This is a genomic window from Alcaligenes sp., from assembly GCF_050255915.1.
Classification (GTDB): domain Bacteria; phylum Pseudomonadota; class Gammaproteobacteria; order Burkholderiales; family Burkholderiaceae_B; genus Alcaligenes; species Alcaligenes aquatilis.
On record NZ_JBFWIQ010000008.1, the window covers coordinates 149938 to 173962 of the forward strand.

Below are 24025 nucleotides of genomic sequence, written 5' to 3' on the forward strand. Positions count from 1 at the left end.
GCTGTCACTCAAGCGCATCGATCACTGTATCAGGATTACGCTCGATCACGTTCAAAAGCACCAGTGCCGGAGCGCGTGGCGTCCTGTCGCCGTGTTCCCAATGCTGCAGAGTGGCTGTTGAAAATCCGAACCGCGCCGCAAACTGCTCTTGCGTCATACCCACTTTGGCGCTCACGGCCTTCACATCCACGGATCTGGGCCGTTTTTATTGTTTTTCGGGATGCTGGAAAGCCGTCGGTGTTTACTTATACTGGGCTCATGACAAAACTCATCATCCGGTCCGAGACCCTAGCTGATCTTGCTGACATCGAGGCCGTAACAGAGGCCGCGTTTCGTGGCGCGCCTCATACGAGCCACAACGAACAGGTTATCCTTGCCGCCTTGCGCGATGTGGGGGCACTAAGCGTTTCCCTGGTTGCAGAGCAGGATGGCTCCATTATTGGGCATGTCGCTGTGTCACCGGTTTCCATATTCGATCGCGCTTCAGGATGGTTTGGGATTGGCCCCATTTCTGTTACCCCAAAGCGCCAGGGGCGTGGTATTGGATCGCAGTTGATGCGGGAGACCTTGGCTAGGCTTTCTGAGCAGGGCGCATCGGGCTGCGTTGTGCTTGGCGATCCATCCTATTATCAACGATTCGGCTTCAAGCCGGAAGCCACGCTTGTGTTGCCGGGTGTACCTCCTGAATACTTCATGGCAATGTCTTTCGGGCAAGCTTTGCCGGTAGGTACAGTCACTTACCATCCAGCATTCAGCATGTCGGTATGATATTGGCGATTGGCCTGAGTCAAGTGTTCAGGATGGTTCAGGCTCATCAAAGACTGCAGCATTTCAATAGTCCGCAGTGCCTTTTGTTTAACTGAAGGTTAGGCCGATGAATTTATTCAAATGTGCAGGAGCCTTTGCGCTGTTCGTACCTGTCCCGGCTTTGGCCTCCGATGGGCTGCTTACCCTGGTTGTTGGAATTCCTGTCCTGTTTGTGGCGACTATTGTTTTTGCTGTGCTACTGGCAATACGATCCCGCAAATTTATCAAAACGCTGGCGACGGTCCTGTTTGTCCCAACCTTGGCTTTCGGCCTGTATACCGCCTTGGATGCAGTAACTATGCTGCGTGACTTTGGGACGGAAAACTTCAGCATTGGTCTGGCTTTCTTTGCACTATTGGTGCTGGTTTGTGTTTTGTTCTTCCTGCTTGTTCGTGGGCACTCAAAGGCACACTAGCGACTGGATGATGGGCATTGCTTTAGCCTTGTTCCCGCTCGTGTGGGGGCAAAGCCTATTGGAGCTGAATTAGCCGCTTGTAAGCAGGTTTATCGCCCGCTCACCTTCACACCTCATAAATTCGCGCACTAACAATAAGCGAAATCGTTCTTTTGCCCGTCGCCTCGCTTTGTCTATCCTGATTCCTCGACCTCACGGCTTATCCGGCCGCAAAAATAATCGAGGAATGCTCCATGTCGTTGACGAGAACTCTGCAGCATCTGGGCCTGGCCTTGGCGGCCAGCGTCGTATCTTTGACAGCCCAGGCCACCAGCCTGACGGTCGCTTATCAGACCATTCCCACTCCGTCGAACGTGCCTCAGGCAGACGGTGTTTATGAAAAAGAAACCGGCGCGAAAATCGATTGGCGCAAGTTTGATGGTGGTGCTGAAGTCATCAATGCCGTCGCTTCGGGCGATGTGCAGATTGCCTATTTAGGCTCCAGCCCCTTGGCCGCTGCGACCAGCCGTAAATTACCTATCGAGACTTTTCTGATCGCTGCCGAACTGGGCACCAGCGAAGAGCTGGTTGTGCGTAACGGTTCGGGTATCCAGGCTCCGCAAGATCTCGTTCGCAAGACGATTGCCACGCCTTTTGTGTCGACCAGTCATTACAGTCTGCTGGCTGCGCTCAAGCATTGGAAGATCGACCCCAAGCAGGTCAATATCATCAATCTGACTCCGGCCAATATCGTAGCGGCCTGGGCTCGTGGTGATATTGATGGTGCTTATACATGGGACCCGGCCTTGAGTAAGGCCAAGGAAAGCGGCAAGGTGCTGATCAGTTCTGGGGAGCTGGCCAAGTTGGGCGCGCCAACGTTTGATGTCTGGTTGGTGCGCAAGGATTTTGCGGAAAAACATCCGATATTGTGTCGGCTTTTGCTCGTGTCACTTTGGCTTCCTAAGAGAGCTACACATGTGATCCCGCCGCCTGGGTTGCCAATGTCGACAACATCAGCAAGCTGTCCCGCTTGACTGGCGCGACGCCTCAAGAAATCCCCAATGTCCTGGCAGGCAGCGGCTTTTTATCTGCTGTTGATCAGATCAAGACTCTGGGTCAGCCTACCGCCAAGGCCTTGGCCGATACCTCTGCCCTCCTGAAAGAGCAGGGCCGTATCGACGAGGTCTTGCCTGATTACGCGGGTTACACCACCAGCAAATATGTCGAGGCGGCTGCCTCGCAGGCCAAGTAATTCTGATGGCGCAGTTAACACTGAATCACGTCAGCGCACGTTACCCCGGTGCTGATCACCTGGCGCTGCGAGACGTATCGCTGCAATTGGGGCCGGGGCAGTTGGTGGTGGTGCTGGGGCCTTCGGGTAGCGGCAAGACTACTTTGTTGAACCTGATTGCTGGCTTCACCTTGCCTAGCGCTGGAACGATTACCTTGAATGGCGAACCCGTGCACGGCCCTGGAGCTGATCGCGGCGTGGTGTTTCAGGATGATGCCTTGTTGCCTTGGCAGACGGTCCTGGAGAACGTGGCTTTTGGTTTGACGTTGCGTGGTGAATCCAGGGAGCAGCGTCAGGCTGTGGCGCGTCATCAATTGGCTTTGGTGGGGCTGGAGGGCTTGGAGCAGCGCCGTATCTGGCAATTGTCTGGTGCTCAGAAGCAGCGGGTGGGGATTGCTCGTGCTCTAGCGGCTGACCCGCGTGTGCTCTTGCTGGATGAGCCTTTTGGGGCGCTGGATGCCTTTACCCGAGAGCAGGCTCAGACGCTTTTGCTGAGTGTCTGGCAGCGTAGCGCCAAGCCTGTTTTTCTGATTACTCACGATATTGAAGAGGCCGTGTTTTTGGCTACCGACCTGATCATTTTGGGTGGTACGCCTGGGCATGTGGTGGAGCGTTTGGCGTTGGGTTTTGGTCGGCGTTATACCGATGAGCAGCCGGTGCGTCAGGTGAAGTCCTCTCCGGAGTTCATCGCGGCGCGAGAGCGTGTGCTGGAGCATGTGTTCTCGGCGCATCCTGTTGCTGCTTCGTCCTGAGTTTAGGAGATTGTTCATGAAATCCTCTGCCGCTGGCGAGGTTCTGCAAGCAGGCGATATGGCTGGTTTATCGGGTGCTTCGTCTTTAAGCGTGGGTGGCGAGTCCAAGCCTCATCAATCAGCGTCCACTAAGCCTCGGCAACTCTCTATTGCTGTGATCAGTTTGCTCACTTTAAGTGGGGTGCTGTTCTTGTGGTGGGCCGTTACCGAGTGGGGCTATGTGGACCCGCTGTTCCTACCGTCACCCCAGGCTGTGCTGAGTCGTGTTGTCCGTTTGTTCTCGGTGGGCTATATGGATGCCACGGTGCAGCAGCATTTGGCAGCCAGTTTGTGGCGGATCGGCTTGGCATTGATTGCGGCTGTTCTGTTGGCGATTCCTACGGGTATTGCGATTGGCCGTAATCGTATTGCTCAAGGCATTCTGGATCCTTTGATTGAGTTCTATCGCCCGATTCCTCCGCTGGCGTATTTGCCTTTGATCGTGATCTGGTTTGGGATTGGCGAGTTGTCCAAAGTGCTGCTGATTTATCTGGCGATCTTCGCGCCGATTACGATTGCGACGGCGGGCGGGGTGCGTAATGTGGATCCGGTGAAATTGCGGGCGGCTCAATCTCTGGGGGCGACGTGTGCTCAGCTGCTGCGTTACATCATCATCCCCAGTGCCTTGCCTGATATTTTGACAGGCTTGCGCATTGGGCTGGGAGTAGGGTGGTCAACCCTTGTGGCTTCGGAGCTGGTGGCTGCCACGCGTGGGCTGGGATTCATGGTTCAGTCAGCAGGGCAGTTTCTGGCAACTGATGTGGTGATGGCGGGGATTCTGCTTATTGCCTTGGTGGCGTTTGTGCTTGAAGTTGGCTTGCGTCGTTTACAGACCAAGCTTGTTCCGTGGCACGGGCAAGCGCGTTAACAACCCCCCCTTGTTTAGCGTGAACACCGCAGCCTAAGCAGATTTAGTTAGTTCACACCGACCGAGTCAGTCCACCATCCACCTTGATGTTCTGGCCGGTAATATACCCAGCGCCATCCGATAACAAAAACGCAATTGTCGCCGCAATTTCCTCGGCTTTGCCATAGCGTCCCATGGGTACGCTTTCTCGTCGCTCTTCCGTGGCGGGCAGGCTATCAATCCAGCCGGGCAGCACGTTGTTCATGCGTACATTCTTGTCGGCATAGCTGTCTGCAAAAATCTTGGTGAAGCTGGCCAGTCCGGCGCGAAATACCGCCGACGTGGGGAACATCTCCGCAGGCTCAAACGCCCAGGCTGTAGAAATATTCACAATAGCCCCACCACCTTGCGCGGCCATGATGGGTGCCACCAGTCGCGCTGGACGCACGGCATTCAGAAAGTAGACGTCCATGCCTTTGTGCCAGTCTTCGTCGCTGATCTCCAGAACCGGGCCACGCGGGCCGTGTCCGGCGGAGCTGACCAGGGCGTCGATACGTCCCCAGCGTTGCATGGTCAGGTCAACCAGCCGCTGCAAGTCCTCGTTGGATTGATTCGATCCGGTCAGACCGATGCCGCCCAACTCCTTGGCCAAAGCCTCGCCCTTGCCGGACGAGGACAGGATGGCGACGTGGTAGCCATCTTGGGCCAGTTTGCGGGCCGCTGCGGCACCCATACCCGAGCCGCCTGCGCTAATAAGTGCTACTTTTTCTACAGTCATGAAATCCTCCTTGTATTGAGATTGATACTATTATTTCAGCCTGCATTAGAAAAATCATGCGATAAATAAGCCTTCAAGGGTGTAGAAAAACTACTGTTAAAAAATGATGAAATCTCGCCGTTCCTTGCCTCCGCTCAATGCCTTGCGTGCTTTTGAAGTGTCTGGTCGTCGTTTGAGTTTCCGTGCCGCCGCGGATGAGCTGGGGGTGACGCAAGGGGCTGTTGCCCAGCAAGTCCGGGCCTTGGAAGAGCATTTGGGCCTTGCGCTGTTTCAACGTCATCCGCGTGGTTTGCAACTGACTTTGCCGGGTGCGGCCTATCTGGCCGAGGTGACTCGTGCTTTTGATACTTTGGCCGATGCAACCGGGCGTTTGCTGGTGCGCCCGGATATGGTCACGATCAGCGTCACACCTACGGTGGCTGCCAAATTACTGATTCCTCGCTTGGGGGATTTGCAGGCGGCCTTGCCCGATGTGGAGCTGCGTACCGTGGCAACGGAGGCCTTGTCGGATTTTGAGCGCGATCAGGTTGACATTGCAGTACGCCTGACTCGCCCGCCTTTTGCGGCGGACCTGGAGGCCCAGTTGTTGTTTCGTCAGGATGTCGTGGCCGTGGCCAGCCCCCGTTTGGTGGGGAATATGACGCTTCCTTTGTCCAGTGAACAACTGCGTGCCTTGCCTTTATTGCATGACGCTCAAGGGCATTGGGCTACCTTCTTGAAAGCCGGCGGCAAGTTGCCGGGCGCGGTATTCAACCAGACAACGCTGGCATTGGATGCTGCTATGGCAGGCCAAGGCGTGGCTTTGGCCTGCAAGGCTTTTGTGGCAACGGATCTGGCCGCTGGGCGCTTGGTGCAGGTGGCGCAGGCAGGGATTTTGGGACCGGACTTCTATCTGGTGCGCAGGCGCTCAGCCCCGGTCAGACAGTCGGCCCAGGCGGTATGGGATTGGTGCTTGAACAGATTGTTGCCTTGTTAGTGTGATGCTCAACAGGTTCGAGTTTGTGCAGACAACCGTTTCGCAATACGCAGGCAGGTGCCCGTGAAAGGTACGGTCTGGCTGTATTGGGGCTCAGCGTTTTTGGCCTTCCTGATGCAAAGGGCTAAACTGGCCGCACTTCTGGTGCAGCAGCACCCAGTTTTTTACAGGAAAAAAATATGAGCACACCGCTTCCCTGTCCTCAGTGCACCTTGGAAAATACCTACCATGACACCGAGCAATGGGTATGTGCCGATTGTGGCTATGAATGGCAAGACGCAGACCCGGCCTTGGAGTCTGAAACTGATGGTGATGAGCTGATCGTTAAAGACAGCAACGGCAATGTGCTGGCCGCTGGCGACGATGTGATTCTGATCCGAGACCTGAAGGTGAAAGGTTCCAATACCTTGAAAAAGGGGGCCAAGGCCAAAGGCATCCGTCTGGTTCAGGGTGACCACGAAGTCGATTGCAAGATTGATGGCATTAGCTATTTGTTAAAGGCCATGTACTTGAAGAAAGCCTAAGCACTCAAACTTGGGTTTTTGGCAGGCGCAGCGTATAGACACGCTGCGCTTTTTTTATGCCTGCAGACAGGGGAAGGCATCCAGGCGACGGCAACCATTAGTCAGCGTATTAATGGCAGGTAGTAGCAAACAAGGTGCTGGGCGTGTATATAATAATGAGAATGATTATTAATTATATGTTTATCTGATTGTCTTTCTATGTCCAAGCTGACGGCGGCGTTCCTGACCCATTACCCGGATTTGATCCGTTATTTGCGCAGGCGTACGCATTGTTCTGAACTGGCGCAAGACTGCGCACATGACACGTGGCTGCGTTTGTTGGAGAAGGGGAAGCAGGTTACGGCGGACAACCACAGAGCCTATGTGTTCAAAGTTGCCGCCAATATCGCGGCGGATTGGTATCGGCGTCAAACACGCGAGCAGGCTGCGTTCGATGGCTACGCCTTGAGTGTCGCCCATCACCATGCGCCGGATACGTACGAAGAAGTGCAGGCCAAGGAAACCTTGCAACGTCTGGAGCAGGCCCTGATGGCTCAGTCCCAGCGCAGCGTACGTATTTTTATGATGCATCGCTGTGAAGAGATGAGCTACGCGCAGATCGCCCAGAAGTTGTCGGTGTCCGAGAGCACCATTGAAAAACACATGATGCGTATTTTGCTGGTGGCGCATCAAGTCTTTAATTGCGCAGAATGAACGCGCAGCCAGATTCGGCCTGGAGCCGTGTAGACGAAGATGCCGCTCGCTGGGTGGTGCGCAAAGAAGGTGCCAAGCTAGAGCCGGACACCCTGGCTCAGTTCGATGCCTGGTATGGGGCTGATCCTTTACATGCTCAAACCTATGATGCCTTGGCGGCCAGTTGGCGGCGACTGGATCAGGTGTCGGTGCTGCCCATTGCCCGTAAAAAGCGAAAATCCCGTGTCAAAACGCTGGCCAGTGCCTGTGTCTTGATGGGGGCGTCTTTTTACGCCTGGCAGATGTTTGAGCAGCAAGGTTTGATTAACAGTGGGGTAGAGATCACCCAATTAAGTCTGCCTGATGGCTCGGTGGCGATTCTGGACGCGCAGACCCGTGTGCGTCTGAATTTTGAACATGGCCAACGGCAGGTCAGCGTGGAGTCGGGGCGCGCCTTCTTTCAGGTGGTGCCTGCCACGGCTCAGACCGGTCCGTTCACTGTGCAAACCGGCCTGGCGCAGGCGACGGCCTTGGGGACGCGCTACGAGGTCAGCTTTAACGATCAGGTCAGTACTGTGGCAGTGTATGAACATACCGTGCAGGTGCAGTGCCAGTCTTGCGATACGTCGCAGCCGGTGATCTTGCTGCCGGGAGACAGGGCCACGGTGGCGCACGGGCAATTGCAGGCGCAATTGGCCCAGTCTACGGCTTCCACACACGCGGAAGCGGTCCCGGCCTGGACGAATGGTTTACTGAGTTTTGATGATGTCAGCCTGCGGGAAGCGGCCCGTCAGTTGGGACAGCACACGCATCGCGTGATCTGGATGGGTAGCGAGAAGGCGGAGGCAACGCGGGTGTCCGGTGTGGTGCAAGCGGCTCGGCCAGCCGCCGCCCTGAACTTGCTGACCGTGGGGCAAGGCTTACAAATCAGGGAGTTGCCGGGGCTTATAGTTATTTACTAATGATAATTATTATCAATAAAAAAATACGATGGTCATCAGGGGTGAGGAAAGAGGGGTAGCACAGCGTCCTGAGGGTAGTTGTTTACATAGGATGCTCCATCATGAAGTGCGCTTTGCAGGACACGCCGCCTCTTTTTGCCATGCGCAGGCATGTTCGTTCCGGCGTGGCAACCGACTCTTTTTCTTCTTCCCAAGGCTCGCGCTTTAAGCAGGGGCAAGTGGCTATCTTGATGGCCAGTGTCTTGCTGCTGATGCAGCCCATGCAGGCGCACGCGGCCGGGCCGATCGTGCTGGATATGGCGTCTCAGCCTTTGGCCGATGCACTCTTGCAGATTGGCCGTCAAGCCCAGGTGGAGATCGCGTTTTCACCGGGGCAGGTTCGGGAAAAGCGCGCTGTAGCCTTGCAAGGCGAACTGACGGTTGAGCAGGCTTTGGATACCTTGCTGGCCCCTTGGGGACTGGCGGCCAGAGCTCAGGGCGATCAGCGTTATACGATTGTGACGGCTCCTGTTGCCAAAGGCTTGTCCGTGCTCGATCCCGTCCGTGTCCACGGGCAGCGCGTCGGAGAGCGCCGTTATTCCCGCGAAGAACTGGATCAACGCGCAGCGGGTAACCGTGATCTGTCCAGCCTTCTGGCCGACAACCCGGCTGTTCGTCAGAACGAAGCCGCAAAAACCAGTGCAAATCGTGGCTCTTTGGCGCTGGAAGATATCAGCTTTTATGGGGCCAGCCCCTTCCAGAATCAGTTCCAGATTGATGGCATCAGCTCCACCAATCAGATTGATCCGGCCAGCCGTAATTTGAACCTGCAGGTGGGCAACGTGCCCGCCTATGCTCAGGCCTACAACCTGGATACCCATATGCTGGAGAGCGTAACGGTGCTCGATAGCAGCATTCCCGTGGAGTATGGTCGCTTTACCGGGGGCGTGGTCGATGCCAAGGTGCGAGATCCCAAGGGGGATAACAGCTTTCGTGCGGACTTCAGCTACAACTCTTCGGGGCTAACGTCGCAGACTGTGCCCGAAGAGCAAAAGAAAAAGTTTGGGGCCGGTGAACCGGGTTTCACTCCTGCCTGGACCAAGCGCTTTTCGTCCGCCATGCTGGATGTGGGCATTACGGATAGCACCGCTGCCTTGATCAATGTGTCCCGGCGTGAGTCCAGCATTGATCGCACCATGCGCGTCTTGCACGAGAAGGCGTTCATCGATGTGAATACGAACTCCAAGGACCGTGTCGATAATGTGTTCGCCAAAGTTCATACCCGTTGGAGTGCCAGCACGGACTCCGCCCTGACCTTCAAGTACGCGGATCGGCGCGAGGACCTGGTGGATTCCGGCATCCTGGCCAATCGGGTTCAGTGGCAGCATCAACAGAAAGCCTATGGTCTGGGTTTCGATCTGAACCATGACTTTGGGTGGGGGCTAGGCCGTGTGCAACTGGGTTATGACCAGATGAACAGCTACCGTAATTCCGACGGCACGGAGTACATGGTCAATATGGTGTTTTTGCCTAATGGCCGACCAGACTACACCTATATCAGCGGCGGGTTTGGGCAGGAATCCACCGAGCAGCGCAACCTGACCTTGAAGTCTCGACTGGAGTTCAAGCCGTTCCAGACCGGGGCCATTGAACATACGCCTTATGTGGGTTTTGAGCTGGCCCACACCAAGGGAGAGTTTGTCCGTCATCAGGATGCGTATGGGGGGCAAAAACGTCATTACAGCGGCGGGCAAGCTAGCAAGGTCCAGACCTTGAACTACTACCGTGCTGGAGAGGTAGGAGTCAGCTATACCAATGCATCCGTTTATGTGTCGGATCGCCTGTCCTGGCAGAATCTGGCCCTGACCACGGGCTTGCGCATGGATAAAGACAATTACTTTGGCAACACCAATCTGGCGCCACGTACCTTGCTGGAATGGGATGTGCTGGGAACAGGAGAAACTCGCCTGTCGGGTGGCTGGTCGCGTTATTACGGCATGGATATTCTTGGAACCGCCATGCGTGAGCGCAAGAGCCAACTACACACTTTGTTGGTGACGGGGGGCAAGCCGGTCGACCGGCCGTCGCACACGGCCTACAAGCTAGATGGGCTGAGAACACCGTATGACGACGAGTGGGCCTTGCGCTTGCAGCAGCAGTTATCAAGCAAGGTGGCCGCCGAGTTGGCCTATGTACGCCGTTATGGCCGTCAACAAGTCTCTCTCGAAGGGCTGGCCAAGACAGGCTACACCTACACGAACAACGGTAAGTCCAAAACGGATGCTTTTACCTTGAGTCTGATGAGCACGGCCCCTTGGACCTTGGGCGAGAGCCTGTGGACAGCGCGTGTGGATGTGACTTATCAGCACAGCAAGCGCAATAACAAGCTGGCTGACGGCTACGATGGCGAGGCCGAAGCACAGGAGGAGAACATCTATTACAACGGTGACCTGATACGCCGGGGCGATCGTCCAGTGGGGGATTACAACCTGCCTTGGCGAGTCAGTGCCGGTGTGACTGGTAGGTGGGCGCGTTATGGTTTGCAGATGAACAACCGGATCAACTGGAACAGTGCGCGCATGGATGTGCATTATGTGGGTCTGAGTCGGAACGACGGACTGGAAAAGTATGAGTCCGGTCGGGTCGGTTCCTATTGGACCTGGGATATGCGCCTGGATTGGGAGCCGGCCATGCTTAAAGGTCTGGGCCTGGGGCTGGATGTGCTGAACGTGCTGGACAAGCAAGCGCCCGTAGTGGTCTCGACCCCGACTTCGGTGCTGAACCCGAACCTTTATCGCACAGGACGAGAGCTGTGGTTGCGCGCTTCCTATCGATATTAAAAGGGGGGCGAGCAGGCGCAAGTTTGCTGATGGTGGCACTGGCAACCGTGCTGCCAGGAGCCGCTTGCGCGGCGGGGGGAGTGGAGACAGGAGCGGACCAGAAGCTTGGCTCAGGTTTAGCTTCTGCTCCTGTGCTCACTACGGGGCCTTCCGCGTCGGAGATAACAGAGCAATCCTGTGGAGCTAAGGACAGGCTGGAGGCCGAGTGTCTACGCATCCTCTATAAAAATGTCCCCGCTCAATGGCCTGCGCCCACTATTGATCCGGGGCAGCCCTGGCAAGAGTGGGGGCCCGTGCCGGGGCCGGGCTCCAGCGCCCAGCCCCAGGCGGCAGAGGATGCCAGGAACACACAGATTGTCTCCTTGGGTGCCCGGTTATTTTTTGATAAGCAACTGTCCCGCAAAAAGCAGATTTCTTGTGCGTCCTGTCATCAGCCGGACAAGTCCTTTACCGATGGCAAAGCCTCCGCCGTCGGGGAGGACGGCTTGATGGGTAAGCGCCGTACTCCGCCCTTGTTTGCTGCGCCGTTTGCCAAAGCTTTGTTCTGGGATGGCCGTGCCAACACCTTGCAGGAGCAAGTTGTTGGCCCTATTGAAAATCCGCTGGAAATGAACCATGCCTTGAGTGACTTGATGCCGCGTTTGCAGGAGTCAGAGGACTATAGACAGGCATTTCAACAAGCCTTTGGCGCATCCTCATCCAATCCCATCGACGCCGCGCGATTGGCCCGAGCCTTGGCCGCTTATGTAGTCACCCTCCGTCCGGCAGCAACGCGCTTTGATGACTTTATCGCCGGGGATACGGCCGCTTTGAATGATCAGGAGCTGATCGGCCTGCATCTGTTTCGTACCAAGGCGCGTTGCATGAACTGTCATAACGGCCCCATGTTGACGGACAACGGTTTTCACAATATTGGCCTGTCTTTTTATGGACGTCGTTTGCAGGATCTGGGGCGGTTCGAGTGGAGCCGAGACCCCGCTGATCTGGGCTTGTTCCGCACTCCCAGTTTGCGTAATGTCGCCAAGGCCGGTCCCTGGATGCACAATGGTTTGTTCCCTAGTCTGGACGGCCTGCTGCGTATGTACGATGCGGCAATGGGCCCGGACCCTAAAGAAACCGGTCCATTGGTGCCGCGCAAGTCTGAACGGATCCGGGAGCTGAACTTGAGTGACGAGGAAATCCAGGCTTTACGTGCTTTTCTGGAGGTCTTGTAGAGATCAAAGCAGGCCAAACCTGACTGGCGGGCACAAAAAAAACGATCGTGTTTACCACGATCCAGATTGCTGATGAACCCCACGTTTTTTGATTTGGGGTTTATTTTTTATTTTCGCTGCGACGAGCAGGAGTGGGTCAAGACACGACTGTTCTTGAAGGCCGCTTAGGTCCAGAGTTGAGCATACAGGGCCTCAATCTCTTCTTGAGACGCAAGCCGGGGGTTATTGTTGGGTGATCCTGAAGCCAGGGCTTGTTGGGCCATGGTTGGGCGTAGAGAGTCAAAATGTGATTGCTCAATACCGAGGGCACGTAGGCTGGGAACCTGCAAGTTCTGGTTAAGTTGATGTAATGTGCTCAGCAGTTTTTGATTGGCCAGGGTGTCGTTATCCTCAGGTACAGCGAACCCTAAGGCTCGGGCACATTGTGCATAGCGTTCAGGGGCTGCCGGGATGGAGAAGGCCGTGACCGTCGGTAGTAGGATGGCATTGGACAGACCATGCGGAACATGAAAGAAGGCGCCGATGGGGCGGCTCATACCATGCACCAGCGCCACTGAAGCGGCAGAAAAGGCAACACCTGCCAGGCTCGCTCCAAGCATCATGGCTTCACGGGCAGGACGGTTTTGACCGTCCTGGTAGACTCGCTCCAGGTTGGGACCGATCAGGTTCATTGCCGCCAAGGCCTGGCTGTCACTGTAGGCATTGGCCTTGCGACTGACATACGCTTCGATAGCGTGTGTCATGGCGTCAATGCCGGTGTCGGCAGTCGTGCGCGGCGGGACTGTCAGAGTCAACTCATAGTCGATCAGCGCTGCGTCCGGTACAAAGGCCGGGCCAGTGCACAGTAGCTTTTCGTCGTTTTGTTCGTCGGTAATGATGGTGAAACGGGTGAACTCAGAGCCGGTGCCGGCCGTAGTGGGGATGGCAATCAGAGCAAGCCCTTTGCGGGTGACGTGGGCTGGAACGGCGTAGTCTCGGATCGTACCGCCATGACGGCTCAGAACGGAAATAGCTTTGGCGCTATCAATCGGGCTGCCACCGCCCAAGGCAATCAAGACATCGTACGTATCGCTGCTGGCTTGAACGACACCGGCCTGAATCGAGGCGGCGGTGGGTTCGGGGACAGTCTCGGAAAAGATATCGCAGTGTATGTTGTGCTGGGCCAGCAAAGTCTGGACCCGCTGTGGATGGCCTAACGAGACCATGGTGGGGTCGGTAATGAGAAGCGCTTTCTGGCAGTGCATCGAGCGCAGCAAATCGGGTAGTTGCTCTAGAACACCACCACCAATCAGTAAGCTGCCGGGTAAAGAGATCAAACTCATGACGGTCTCATTGTTGCGGGGTCTGGCGAGTTAAAAAACGATAGTGGCGAACCACTATCGTTTTCTGACTCATGAACGAGCAGGCTCTTACTTCATGCAGGCCTTGATTTTTTCCAGGTCCGGGCCGTCAATGGGGCGTCCCAGATTAAAGGGCATGGAGGTCTCGCGCCAGTCTTTGTAGTCTTGCAGGTATTCGATCTGGCTGGCATAGACTTTGGCGGCATCGGGGTTGCTGCAGGCCACGGAAATCATGACCTCGTTGGTTACCTGCTGAATGGTTTTCAGACTTTCGTCATCCATGCGGTGGATTTGAACACCCGCTTTTTGGAAAGTGCGCAAACCTTCGGTGGCTCGTTTTTCGGTAAAGGCAATGGACCACATCATGGTTGCGTCGGCGGCAATCTTCAGCTTTTCCTTGGTGGTGTCGCTCAAGGCATCCCAGGCCGCTTTATTGATCATGACGCCAAATACAGAGGCAGATTGATGCCAGCCAGGTGTGGACCAGTGCTTGGTGACTTGATGCAGGCCCGCCGAGACATCCACGTTGGGCGTCGAGAACTCGGCGCCGTCAATCACGCCGCGCTCCAGCGATTGATACAGCTCCTGGCCGGCCATCGATACCTGGGTGCCACCGATTTTCTCCAGCACCTGACCTTGTTCCAGACCGGATAAGCGCAGGCGCTTGCCTTTTAGCTCTTCCAGGTTACGAATGGGGGTGTTGGTGCGAAAGCCCGACTCATTATTGGTAATGGCATAGGGCAGATAGACCATGCCGTATTTACCGTAAATCTCGTTATAGAGCTCTGCACCGCCCCATTCTTTGATCCAGTTGGCATAGTCAATGGCATTGAACAAGCTCGAGTGCGTGGCCAGCGGGGAGAAGGCTGGGTTACGGCCTGCCCAATAGCCGGGCCAGTCGGCACCGGCCTGAATGGTGCCGGACTCTACCGCGCTAAAGACCTCACCGGTTGGGACAAGAGAGCCGCCTTCAAAAAATTCAATTTTCAGCTCGTCGCCGACCAGCTTATTGGCAAGCTCGACCCACTTTTTGTCCATCTCCACTAATTCGATGGAGGCGGGCCAGGTGCTGGTCATTGTCCATTTTTGAGGGGCTGCCTGGCTAAGGCCTGTCATGCTGAGCAGAGCGGCCGTGGTCAGTGCGGTGAGTATCTTTTTTGTTGGCTTCATGGTGTCTCCTAGTTGTATTAACTGCCGTACAGCACGTGTGGTAGCCATGTGACCAGATTGGGGAAAATGGCTATCAATATACACATGAGAATGACCAGGAAAATAAACGGAATAACCCCCGTAATAATTTCCGTAGTTTTGACTGAGGGAGGGGTAATGGCACGCAGATAAAACAGGGCGTATCCAAAAGGAGGGGTCAGGAATGAGGTTTGCAACACAACAGCAACCAAAACAACAAACCACAGCAGGCTGACTCCCATTTCCTGAACGATGGGCAACAGAATGGGGAAGGACAGCAGCACAATACCCGTCCAGTCCAGGAAACAGCCCAGGATAAAGACAATCAGCAGCATCACCACGATCAGCAGCCAGGGCTCCATATCCAGGCCGCGCATGATGTCCTGGACCGCACCCAGTCCGCCCGTAATGTTGAACACTCCGGTAAACGCCGTGGCACCGACCACAATGAACAGGATCATGGCCGAGGTGCGACCCGTTTCATACAGGGCATTAAAGAAGGTGCGCCACTGGAATTTGCCTCGGAAAATGACGATCAGCAAAGACAGCAAGACCCCGATGGCTGATGCCTCTGTGGCCGTTGCAATACCCGCTAGCATCGAGCCCAAAATACCCAGAATCAGGAAAATAGGTGGGACGGCCTCCAGGAGCAACATTTTGATCAGGGCCGGTTTTGAGATCTGTTCTTCCGGCTCGACGGACGGGGCTCGTTCGGGGTGTCGCCAGGCAATAAAGACGACCCAGGCGGCATAGAGCAAACCCAGTAGCACGCCTGGAATCAGGGCGCCTGCAAACAGCTCGCCAATGGACAGCGGTGAGTAGCTGGCCATCAGGATCAGCATGATGGACGGTGGGATCAAAATGCCCAGGCACCCCGAGGCGGCGATCACGCCGGTGGTCAGCTTGGGGCAATAGCCATATTTCAGCATGGGGCGTAATGCCATCATGCCGGTGACGGTGATAGAGGCGCCGATAATGCCGGTGGTCGCCGCCAGCAAAATGGAGAGAAAAACAACGGCAAGTGCCAGGCCACCGCGCACCCGCGACATCAAGAGTCGCAAGGCCTCGAACATCTTGTCCGTGACTTCCGAGTCGGACAGAAAGCGGGCCATCAAGATGAACAAGGGAATGGCGATCAGCGTGTAGTTGTCCAGAACATCGCCATAGATGCGGTTGACGACAATGCCCAAGACCATGGGTTTGCCGGCAATGAGCGTACCAATAACGGCTGTTCCACCCAGAACGAAAGCCAAGGGATGGCCCATGAATAGGCCCAGCAACAGCAGGCCACCCATCAGCAGTGCAATCAACTCAGGCGTCATGATGGCCGGGCTCCTTTTGGGTCAGCAGACGGATTACCTCGGCAATACCTTGAATCAGCAACAGGGCGGCAGCCACCACCATGGAAATCTTCAGTGGGTAAACGGGCAGTTGAACGGCGCCGTAGGTCGTTTCACCTTGGGCCAAAGAACGCATGGCAAACTCATAGCTGCGAGTCAGAAATACCCAGGCGAAGGGGAAGAAGAAAATGAGGTAGCCCGCAAGCTCGGTCCATTTGCGAGCGGTAGGGGAAAACTTTTGGATCAGCAGGTCAACGCGGACATGAGATTGATGCTTGAGGGCATAGGCGCCCAACATCAAAAAGTAAAAACCGTAGAGCTGTTTGGTGGCATCAAATGTCCATCGGGTAGGCTGATTGAGCACATATCGCATGAACACTTCATAAATAATAATGGTGGCAAAAATAATGGCGATAAATGAGAGGATTTTGCCGATGAATTCATTGAGTGAGTCAATAGCCTTTAAAACCATCGTTTTCCTTTGGCGCGAATTGTTATTGTTTCAGACTGACGGTTTAGTCTATGAGCAAGGCAAGCCCTGTCACAACGTGGGTTTACCCTTACGTAAACCTAACTCGTTATAATCGCTTGGCCAAGGACGGCGCAATTGGAGGAAAAGTGCAGGATCACACCTTGTTGATCAAATACCTGACAGGTATGGGGATCTTTCTGGCCTGCTTGCTGGCGGCATTTATTCTGGCTTTTATGAGACATCGTCGGCGCAAGTGGTCGCACAATGTCATCGCGCAAATCGTGCAGTTGGGCTTGTTGTACGGCGCCATTGCGGTTGCCCGCCAGTACGTAAACATGGCTATTGCCGATTACCACGTGACGTTGGTGACACCGCGCATGGTCGATTTTGTGGCTGTGCTGACGGCAGCGGCGGTGTTGATGCATACGCTATCGCTGTTGATCAACCGTCTGGAGAAAACGCAGCTTAGCAAAGGGGGGGATCCGACCTCGGCACGCCTGATTGCACGGGTGTTGAAGTTCGGCGCATTTGTTCTCATGTTGCTGTTTTTTGGCGAGCACTTCGGATTAAGTATGTCCGGACTGTTGGCCTTTGGCGGTATCGGCGGCATTGCGATCGGTATGGCAGGCAAGGATATTTTGAGCAATGTCTTCTCCGGTGCCATGTTGTACTTTGATCGTCAGTTCAAGATTGGCGACTGGATACGTTCGCCTGATCGCAATATTGAAGGGACGGTGGTTGAGATTGGTTGGCGCCTGACCAAGATCATGACGTTTGATAAACGGCCGCTTTATGTGCCCAACTCCTTGTTTTCTTCCATCAGTGTGGAAAACCCGGGGCGCATGACGAATAGGCGGATCAATACCGAGGTGGGGTTACGGTATGAGGATGCCGGCAAGCTGCGCGGTATTGTGGATGATATTGGCCAGATGCTGGCTCAACACCCTGATATTGATCAGACACAGACGACGCTGGTCTATTTCAATGCCTTTGCAGACTCATCACTGAACATCATGGTGTATTGCTTTACCAAAACAACTCAGTGGGCCGAGTGGTTGGGCATTCAGCAGGATGTGTATTTGAAGATTATTGATATTGTGCAGCAGCACGGTGCCGATTTTGCCTTCCCCAGTCAGACTTTGTATGTGGCGAAGGGGGGCGAGCCAGAAGGGGCAGCCCGGACCGAGTAAACACACAGGTCCAGCAGTACGGCCAGTCCCGGTGGCGGCAGCACAGTGCGGGGGCGCACTGTGCTGTGTCCTGCTTGGTTTAGCGTACGCTTTGCGTCGCCAGACTCAGGGCCAGATCTTGTTTCATGCGTTTCTTGTAGAAAGGCAGGCAAATAAGCAGAGCCAGGAACCAGAAAGGTGTGGCAATCAGGCCGATCAGGGTTTCTTCTTCCTGGCTGAACAGGTACAGCGCAAAGGCAAAGAACACCAGAGTCAGATAGCACATGGGAATGGCAAAGGGCATTTTGTAGCTTGATGCAGCGTGTGCCTCAGGACGAACCCGGCGGTACTTCAGGTAGGTGATCAGGATCACGGCCCAGACAAAGATAAAGCAGATGCTGGCCACGGTGGTCACAATTGTGAACACACGCATCACATCGCCTTCTGCGTATAGCAGGAACAGGCTGGACAGCAAAAGGGCGCACGAATAGATCAGACCATTGCGGGGAGTACCGTTACGCGACAGTTGGCTGAAGGCTTCGGGAGCCAGCTTGTTCTTGGACAGACCGTACAACATGCGGCCCGTGGAGAACATGCCGCTATTGGCGGACGACAGGGCCGAGGTCAGCACCACAAAGTTAATGATGGCCGCTGCTGCACCTACGCCAATCAGCAAGAACATATTTACAAACGGACTCTTGTTGGGCGCGACAATATCCCAAGGGGTGACGGTCATGATGGCGGTCAGGGCCAACACGTAAAACACAATCACGCGAACCGGAATCTTGTTGATGGCTTTGGGCAGGTTCTTGGCAGGGTCAGCCGTTTCAGCCGAGGCGGTACCCACCAGTTCGATACCCACAAAAGCAAAGATGGCGATCTGGAAAGCGGCAAAGAAACCATTCAAACCATTGGGAAACATCCCGCCGCGATCCCATAAATGGGTCAGGCTGGCTTTTTCGCCGGTTGGGCCCACAAAGCCGGTAAACAGCAGGTACGCGCCCACACCAATCAGTGCCACGATGGCAATGATCTTGACCAGGGCAAACCAGAACTCGAGCTCGCCAAACAATTTGGCCGACAGCAGGTTAAAGATCAGCAAAAAGGCAATACAAGCCAGACCGGGTAGCCACAGTGGAATGTCCGGCCACCAGAATTGGGTATAGCCGGTAATGGCGACAATATCGGCAATGCCAATAACTACCCAGCAGAACCAGTAACTCCAGCCTAGAAAGTAGCCCATGGTGGGCCCGAGAATATCGGCGGAAAAATCCACAAAAGATTTGTATTCCAGGTTATGCAGGAGCAATTCTCCCATTGCCCGCATAACAAAAAATAAAAAGAAGCCGATGATCATGTAGGTAAACAAGACCGAGGGTCCGGCCAGACTAATAGTGCGGCCTGATCCCATAAATAGCCCGGTACCGATAGCGCCTCCAATGGCTATCAGTTGCAGATGCCGGTTTTTCAACGAGCGTTGCAGTCCAGATGAATGTTGCTGAGACACACTGTACTCCTAGTTTTTTTTCGTTCAAATGCGTAATTATGACTGTGCTGCGAGAAAACAATGGGCACAACCCGTCCTCAAGAACGGTTTTCTTGATGCCGATCTACATAAAGTAGGGAGCGCACAGCAGTCCTCCTTGTTCTGACGACATGAAATGCCAAAACAGACCTGCGTGCGAATAAAAATGGGAATAAAGGGGTGGTGTGCCAGGCGGTCAGACAAGGCGCCTGACTATCTGCTCATAAATAGGCTCCGGACAAATAGGTGGACAAAGACCATATGGCCTTTGTACCCCCTCTGTCCGTTTACCTGAGAGCTTATCCATCGGCGGGCGACGGTCCCCTTCGGTGGGCACTGATGTGCCTCTCTCCAGAACGTCAAGGGTTCAAGATTCTTTTGCCTGAGAGATTCCGGGGTCGTTGCTCCGTCGGCGCTTCATCAAGGTGAAGACTCTCACCTGAACCGTTATTGACGTCGCTATTGTATAGACAGGTAAAAAGCGATGACTACTATCGTTAACCTGTAGGTGATTGATGAGAATGGTTCTTGTTTATCGGCGAGGTTTGTGCTGGGCATTTTGCCGTGACGTCACCAAGGATGCGTCCTTTGCACAGAGCCGCATTGTCTTGAATCGGGCTGGTTGCCTTGCTCCAGACGATGCGGCTCTTTAGTTCTGCATGCCGATGTCAGTGTTGCTTACTCGTCGTTGGCATGTAAAAAGCGATACACCAAGGCGCCGATCACACCACCAATCAAGGGGGCCACCCAGAACAGCCACAACTGTTCCATGGCCCAGGTGCCTTGGAAAAAGGCCACGCCGGTGGAACGGGCAGGGTTCACGGAGGTGTTGGTGATGGGGATGCTGATCAGGTGAATCAAGGTCAGCGCCAGACCAATCGCCACACCGGCCAGGCCAGCGTGACCACGCTTGTGAGTCGCACCCATGATGATGAACAGGAAGAAGGCGGTCAGCACAATTTCTGCGATCAGGGCCGCGTTGCGGCTGTAATTGCCTGGCGAGTGCTCGCCAAAGCCGTTGGAGGCAAAGCCTGCCACGGGATCAAAGCCGGCTTTGCCGCTGGCGATCAGGTACAGAACGCCGCCGGCCAGCAGGCCGCCGATAACTTGGGCAAGGATGTAGGGAATAGCGTCACGAGCGGGGAAGCGTCCGCCAGCGACCAGCCCCAGCGTGACAGCCGGATTGATGTGGCAACCAGAGATATTGCCAATGGCATAGCACATGGTCAGCAAGGTCAGGCCAAAGGCCAAGGCTACTCCGGCAAAACCAATTCCCAGTTCAGGATAGGCAGCGGCAAAGATCGCACTTCCGCAGCCCCCAAAGACCAGCCAGAAAGTGCCCAGCGTTTCTGCGGTGCATCGTTTAATTAAAGACATGATATGGCCCTGTTAGTGATGTAACACGGCAGCATTCTAGCGATAAGCACGGTTCACCCACTGAAGGAAAGGAAAACAACTGTCAAAAGTTTTCCTTTGTTGAGGGTGGTGTTTTTTTATAGTAAATGTGAGGAATATGTTTAAAGTGGCAGTTTGTGTCAGATGCAGGGTTTTGTTGGAATTGCGAAGAATTGCTGCTTTTTGGGATGGCGTTATAAGTAATTTGTGGGCTAATTTTTATTTGCTTTGAATGAAATATAAAAATCAGGGGTGCGAAATAAAGATGAAACAGGGAAGGTTGTTTATATAAATAGTTATTTGATGCTTTGTTTACGAGTTTAGATTTTCAGTAATTGAGGAGGCGGATTTTTGGACGTATTTATTCTGACGTCTTTATTGGTTTTATGTTTTCTTGATGTGTTTTGCTTTTTAAACATTGGCTAGTGAGGATCAGTGGAAAATCTGAATTGAGTAGAAATAAAAAAAGGGCCAAGATGCTTGGCCCTTTCGGTTTAGGTCACGCTTACGGCATTTGCTCAATGAAAGCCGCTGTCACGGGTGATACCTGGTGGAAATCAAAAGCCTGATGGTAGATTTCTCCATTCTTGGCTTCTACAGTTAGCCATAGTTGATGCTCAACCTCACTATTGGGCGGGATCGCAATTTCTACCGATCGTGTCCAGCGTGTGCTGTTAAACGCCTGACGGGGTGTAGGCATAGGCTCGGGCTTGCTGACTTGCAGGTAGGCGCGGCGTATATGCGGGTCGCAGGCTTGGCAAAAGCGAATCTGGAACGCTTTGCGATGTGCGCCGGTGGGCCCGCTGATAGGGGCTTGGTCATTCGTTTCAGCCAGTGCAAACGACCACGGACCAATCTGACTTTGCAGAGCATTGTTGCCAAAGACAGGCTGCGGGCCTTGCTGCGTCAGATAAATCACGAAGGCAGCAGGGATGGCCAGAAGGGTGCTGGCAAAAACCAGGCTGCGTGTGGAAAATCGTGATGCTGTGGGTGCCACTCCAGCTTTAGTAGGCTCTGTACGTGTAGCGCCAGCGGTAGTTGAAGCAGTGCTTGAATTTGCCGCCGCCACTCCATTTTTCCCAGCTATAGCGTCACTTGATGTCGATGCAGTATTGTCCGCTCCAACCGCTCCAACCGCTCCAACCGCTCCAACCGCTCCAACCGCTCCAACCGCTTTAGGCGCTGCCTTCGCAACTGGCGCAGGTTTGGCCCGCACAGGTTTCTTTTCCTGCCAAGGCCACCAGGGCAGGTAAAAGGTCAGTCCGGCGCCGGCCATGGTCAGCCAGCCCAGCCAGGCAACCGTGCCGATGCTCCAGCCCCAGCCTTGCCAGCACAAGAGCCAAGCCACGGCCAGAAAAGGCCAGCCGATTAAACGAAAGATCCGCCTTTCCTGTTTGCGAGGCGCGCGATGCAGCAGAAATTCACCCTGGCGATCGCTGGCCAAGGCCAGGCAGATAAAGCCCGCCAGACTGCTGATAAATACGGCCAGATTCAGCCACAGGCTGGTATTGCTCATGGCAGCCCTCCTTCCGGCATCACCAGAAAGCAGAGCAAGGCGATCAAAGCGGTAGGCAGCACCATGCCCAACCAGGCGCGAGTGGCACTTTTGGTACTGAACACCCACATGACGGCGATGGTGTACCAGACAAAGCTCAACATATTGGCCGCCAGGACAGCCTGGGCTCTGGGCAAAGGCCAGAGCAAGGTCAGCAATACGGTGGCGGCGTCTGCCAAGGCGTAGCCACCCACCGTGGCGGCCACGATGCGCGACAACACTTGCAGGCGGTAACGAGGAGTCAGTCCACTCATCCGTTCACTCCCGCAGTATGCAAGTTGGCAGGGGTTGCGGTTTTTTTAGACAGGCTGGCAATGTGCCATTTGCGTTTCATTTTTACGGCGATATAGATAAAGATGGCGGCCAGGCCAAGCATGCTCAGGTCAAAGCCTGCTAGCCCCCAGTCGCCATGGGTGACGGTAACGCCCAGATGGCGGTCGGTCGTCAGCAGGTTCAGGACGGGAATCAGGCCATAGGCGGCGGCTGTCAGGTAGAGCAGTTCCAGCCAGGCGCGCTTCAAGGGTCGCCAGCAGGCATACAGGAAGGACCAGCCCCAGACCAGAAACAGCGCATGAAATTCCCAGGCGGCGCGGTCGGCCATAGTGACCGGCAAGAGGCGGTTGGCCCAGAAGTAGGCGGCCAGACCTAGCGGCAAACCGGCCAGGGTTCCGGCATTCAGGATTTCCACCAGACGCAGGCCCGCCGCATCAAAGCGCTCGGATACGCTCAGCGCGGTGGCTTTGGACAGGCGCTTTTGATGGTGGGTGCGGCGTTTTACGGTCCACAGCACCAGGCCCGTTCCAATAACGGCGCAGCCCAGCAAGCCCGAGATAAGGTATAGCCAGCGCAACCACCATTCGGCAAATGCGCCTTCGTGCAAGGCCAGCAGCACGCGGTGTGTGTCCCCCGTGATATTGCTCGTGTTGTCCGGCTTCATGGCGCTGCCATCGATGGCGTTAAAGCGCAGGGTTTCGGCACGGGTCCAGTACACGCCCGTCACGCCGGTGCGGCGCAGTTCTACATAAGCTTGGCTATCTGCCGGATGCGTAATGTGTACCGAGGCAATGCTGTTCTTGCCCCAGGTTTGTTCAGCGCTGTGCATCATCGCGCTTAACGGAGCCTGCGGCATGCTGACGGGCAGGAAGTCATGTTTTTGCTGGCGAATATCCTGGAAGTAAGCTTGTCGTCCTTCCTCTGTTGCGCCATACATGATCTCTCGTCCGGTCGGCATATAGAAGGACATGAAAAAGATCAGGCCCGTGTAGGTAATCATCAGGAAAAAGGGCAGGGACATCACGCTGACGATATTGTGTGCGTCCAGCCAGGAGCGTTGTCCCTTGCCGGGTCTGAAGGTGAAAAAGTCAGTAAAGATCTTTTTGTGTGTCACCACGCCCGTCATGACGGCCAACAGCATCAGCATGGTGCAGATACCGACCAGCCAGATAGCGACGGGGTACGGCATGTAGTGCAGCGCATAGTGCATGCGATACAGACCCGTGCCACCAGCGGTGGCGCGGGGTTCTGTTTCTGGTTGAATCTGGCCGGTGACCGGGTCCAGTTCCTCGACCCCGCGACGGCCACGCTGACCGGGTTGGGACATTTCTTCCCAGGCAATGGACAGCCCGTGCGTGGCACGTGGGTTCAGGGCTTGATGCGGCAGGGTAATGGTCCAGGCTTTGGAGTCTGCCGGGGCATGTGTTTGTAGCTGCGTCAGGGCCTGATTCAGCATCTGGCTGGATTGCTCGGGTAGAACTTGCATGGGCAAGGGACGCTCGGGCTCCATCCAGCGGGTGATTTCATCGTCTACATAGCCTGCCGTGCCCGTGACGAAGACGAAAAACAGGATCCAGCCCACTACCAGACCGACCCAGGTATGCAGCCATGCCATACATTGGCGAAATGACTCTTTCACGCTGACGCGCCTCCTACTTCAGCACCGTCTCCGGGTGCTGGATTGATAACTGGA

The 24025-nt window shown here is 55.0% G+C and carries 23 protein-coding genes, 1 pseudogene and 1 riboswitch; of the genes and pseudogenes, 13 read left to right on the plus strand and 11 right to left on the minus strand.

What is annotated here, in order from left to right:
- Positions 1-4: 4 nt before the first annotated feature.
- Positions 5-202: pseudogene (locus AB7E06_RS12050) on the minus strand (helix-turn-helix domain-containing protein); the annotation flags it as partial.
- A 56-nt stretch (positions 203-258) separates the two neighbouring features.
- On the opposite strand from AB7E06_RS12050, the gene AB7E06_RS12055 reads away from it, so the two are divergent.
- The 6 genes from AB7E06_RS12055 (at position 259) to tauC (ending at position 4151) form a co-directional block, all read left to right on the plus strand.
- Entirely contained in the window at positions 259-768 is a 510-nt protein-coding gene (locus AB7E06_RS12055) for a GNAT family N-acetyltransferase (RefSeq protein ID WP_395029900.1), read from the plus strand.
- Between the two features lie 106 nt (positions 769-874).
- Complete coding sequence (locus AB7E06_RS12060) at positions 875-1222, plus strand: hypothetical protein (RefSeq protein ID WP_395029901.1); 348 nt, start codon at positions 875-877, stop codon at positions 1220-1222.
- A 233-nt stretch (positions 1223-1455) separates the two neighbouring features.
- Positions 1456-2235, plus strand: coding sequence for a taurine ABC transporter substrate-binding protein (tauA, locus tag AB7E06_RS12065; RefSeq protein WP_395029902.1), 780 nt, complete (start codon positions 1456-1458; stop codon positions 2233-2235).
- Positions 2232-2453 (plus strand): hypothetical protein, encoded by a 222-nt coding sequence (locus AB7E06_RS12070; RefSeq protein WP_395029903.1) that lies wholly within the window; start codon positions 2232-2234, stop codon positions 2451-2453. Before tauA ends, AB7E06_RS12070 begins: the two co-directional genes overlap by 4 nt.
- Positions 2454-2458: 5 nt before the next feature.
- Complete coding sequence (gene tauB, locus AB7E06_RS12075; RefSeq protein ID WP_395029904.1) at positions 2459-3244, plus strand: taurine ABC transporter ATP-binding subunit; 786 nt, start codon at positions 2459-2461, stop codon at positions 3242-3244.
- A gap of 16 nt (positions 3245-3260) precedes the next feature.
- Positions 3261-4151 carry a taurine ABC transporter permease TauC gene (gene tauC, locus AB7E06_RS12080; protein WP_395029905.1) on the plus strand — a complete coding sequence of 297 codons (891 nt, stop codon included), beginning with the start codon at positions 3261-3263 and terminating at the stop codon, positions 4149-4151.
- A gap of 52 nt (positions 4152-4203) precedes the next feature.
- Here the strand turns inward: tauC and AB7E06_RS12085 are convergent, their stop codons facing one another.
- Positions 4204-4908: an SDR family oxidoreductase gene (locus AB7E06_RS12085; protein WP_094196161.1), complete on the minus strand. Its 705-nt coding sequence runs from the start codon at positions 4906-4908 to the stop codon at positions 4204-4206.
- A gap of 103 nt (positions 4909-5011) precedes the next feature.
- On the opposite strand from AB7E06_RS12085, the gene AB7E06_RS12090 reads away from it, so the two are divergent.
- From AB7E06_RS12090 to AB7E06_RS12115, 6 genes are all read left to right on the plus strand, one after another.
- Positions 5012-5884, plus strand: a complete 873-nt coding sequence (locus tag AB7E06_RS12090; protein WP_395029906.1) for a LysR substrate-binding domain-containing protein — start codon at positions 5012-5014, stop codon at positions 5882-5884.
- A 179-nt stretch (positions 5885-6063) separates the two neighbouring features.
- Positions 6064-6408, plus strand: a complete 345-nt coding sequence (locus AB7E06_RS12095; protein WP_125277626.1) for a zinc ribbon domain-containing protein YjdM — start codon at positions 6064-6066, stop codon at positions 6406-6408.
- A gap of 198 nt (positions 6409-6606) precedes the next feature.
- Positions 6607-7101 (plus strand): RNA polymerase sigma factor, encoded by a 495-nt coding sequence (locus tag AB7E06_RS12100; RefSeq protein ID WP_108727219.1) that lies wholly within the window; start codon positions 6607-6609, stop codon positions 7099-7101.
- On the plus strand, positions 7098-8042 hold the full coding sequence (locus tag AB7E06_RS12105; RefSeq protein WP_395029907.1) for a FecR family protein: 945 nt from the start codon (positions 7098-7100) through the stop codon (positions 8040-8042). The genes AB7E06_RS12100 and AB7E06_RS12105 overlap by 4 nt, the downstream gene beginning before the upstream one ends.
- 101 nt (positions 8043-8143) lie before the next feature.
- Complete coding sequence (locus tag AB7E06_RS12110; protein ID WP_094196166.1) at positions 8144-10861, plus strand: TonB-dependent receptor; 2718 nt, start codon at positions 8144-8146, stop codon at positions 10859-10861.
- Between the two features lie 29 nt (positions 10862-10890).
- Positions 10891-12075, plus strand: coding sequence for a cytochrome-c peroxidase (locus AB7E06_RS12115; RefSeq protein WP_395029908.1), 1185 nt, complete (start codon positions 10891-10893; stop codon positions 12073-12075).
- Between the two features lie 164 nt (positions 12076-12239).
- On the opposite strand, the gene AB7E06_RS12120 is transcribed toward AB7E06_RS12115, so the two are convergent.
- From AB7E06_RS12120 to AB7E06_RS12135, 4 genes are all read right to left on the minus strand, one after another.
- A complete protein-coding gene (locus tag AB7E06_RS12120) occupies positions 12240-13397 on the minus strand; it encodes an iron-containing alcohol dehydrogenase (protein WP_121738578.1) in 1158 nt (385 codons plus the stop codon).
- 87 nt (positions 13398-13484) lie between these two features.
- On the minus strand, positions 13485-14585 hold the full coding sequence (dctP, locus tag AB7E06_RS12125; RefSeq protein WP_094196168.1) for a TRAP transporter substrate-binding protein DctP: 1101 nt from the start codon (positions 14583-14585) through the stop codon (positions 13485-13487).
- A gap of 17 nt (positions 14586-14602) precedes the next feature.
- Positions 14603-15925 (minus strand): TRAP transporter large permease, encoded by a 1323-nt coding sequence (locus AB7E06_RS12130; RefSeq protein WP_094196169.1) that lies wholly within the window; start codon positions 15923-15925, stop codon positions 14603-14605.
- A complete protein-coding gene (locus AB7E06_RS12135) occupies positions 15915-16415 on the minus strand; it encodes a TRAP transporter small permease subunit (RefSeq protein WP_094196170.1) in 501 nt (166 codons plus the stop codon). Before AB7E06_RS12135 ends, AB7E06_RS12130 begins: the two co-directional genes overlap by 11 nt.
- A 50-nt stretch (positions 16416-16465) precedes the next feature.
- Between AB7E06_RS12135 and AB7E06_RS12140 the strand changes: the two genes are divergently transcribed.
- Positions 16466-17605: a mechanosensitive ion channel family protein gene (locus AB7E06_RS12140; RefSeq protein ID WP_427957137.1), complete on the plus strand. Its 1140-nt coding sequence runs from the start codon at positions 16466-16468 to the stop codon at positions 17603-17605.
- Positions 17606-17684: 79 nt separating this feature from the next.
- Here AB7E06_RS12140 and AB7E06_RS12145 read toward each other — a convergent pair whose 3' ends face one another.
- The 5 genes from AB7E06_RS12145 to AB7E06_RS12165 form a co-directional block, all read right to left on the minus strand.
- Positions 17685-19091: an amino acid permease gene (locus AB7E06_RS12145; protein WP_094196171.1), complete on the minus strand. Its 1407-nt coding sequence runs from the start codon at positions 19089-19091 to the stop codon at positions 17685-17687.
- A gap of 378 nt (positions 19092-19469) precedes the next feature.
- A riboswitch (glycine riboswitch) is annotated at positions 19470-19559 on the minus strand.
- A gap of 228 nt (positions 19560-19787) precedes the next feature.
- Entirely contained in the window at positions 19788-20486 is a 699-nt protein-coding gene (gene aqpZ, locus AB7E06_RS12150) for an aquaporin Z (protein WP_094196172.1), read from the minus strand.
- 523 nt (positions 20487-21009) lie between these two features.
- Positions 21010-22020, minus strand: a complete 1011-nt coding sequence (locus AB7E06_RS12155) for a DUF3325 domain-containing protein (protein WP_427957139.1) — start codon at positions 22018-22020, stop codon at positions 21010-21012.
- Positions 22017-22313: a DUF3649 domain-containing protein gene (locus AB7E06_RS12160; protein ID WP_108727225.1), complete on the minus strand. Its 297-nt coding sequence runs from the start codon at positions 22311-22313 to the stop codon at positions 22017-22019. The genes AB7E06_RS12155 and AB7E06_RS12160 overlap by 4 nt, the downstream gene beginning before the upstream one ends.
- Positions 22310-23971 (minus strand): PepSY-associated TM helix domain-containing protein, encoded by a 1662-nt coding sequence (locus AB7E06_RS12165; protein WP_166727070.1) that lies wholly within the window; start codon positions 23969-23971, stop codon positions 22310-22312. Before AB7E06_RS12165 ends, AB7E06_RS12160 begins: the two co-directional genes overlap by 4 nt.
- Positions 23972-24025: the final 54 nt, after the last annotated feature.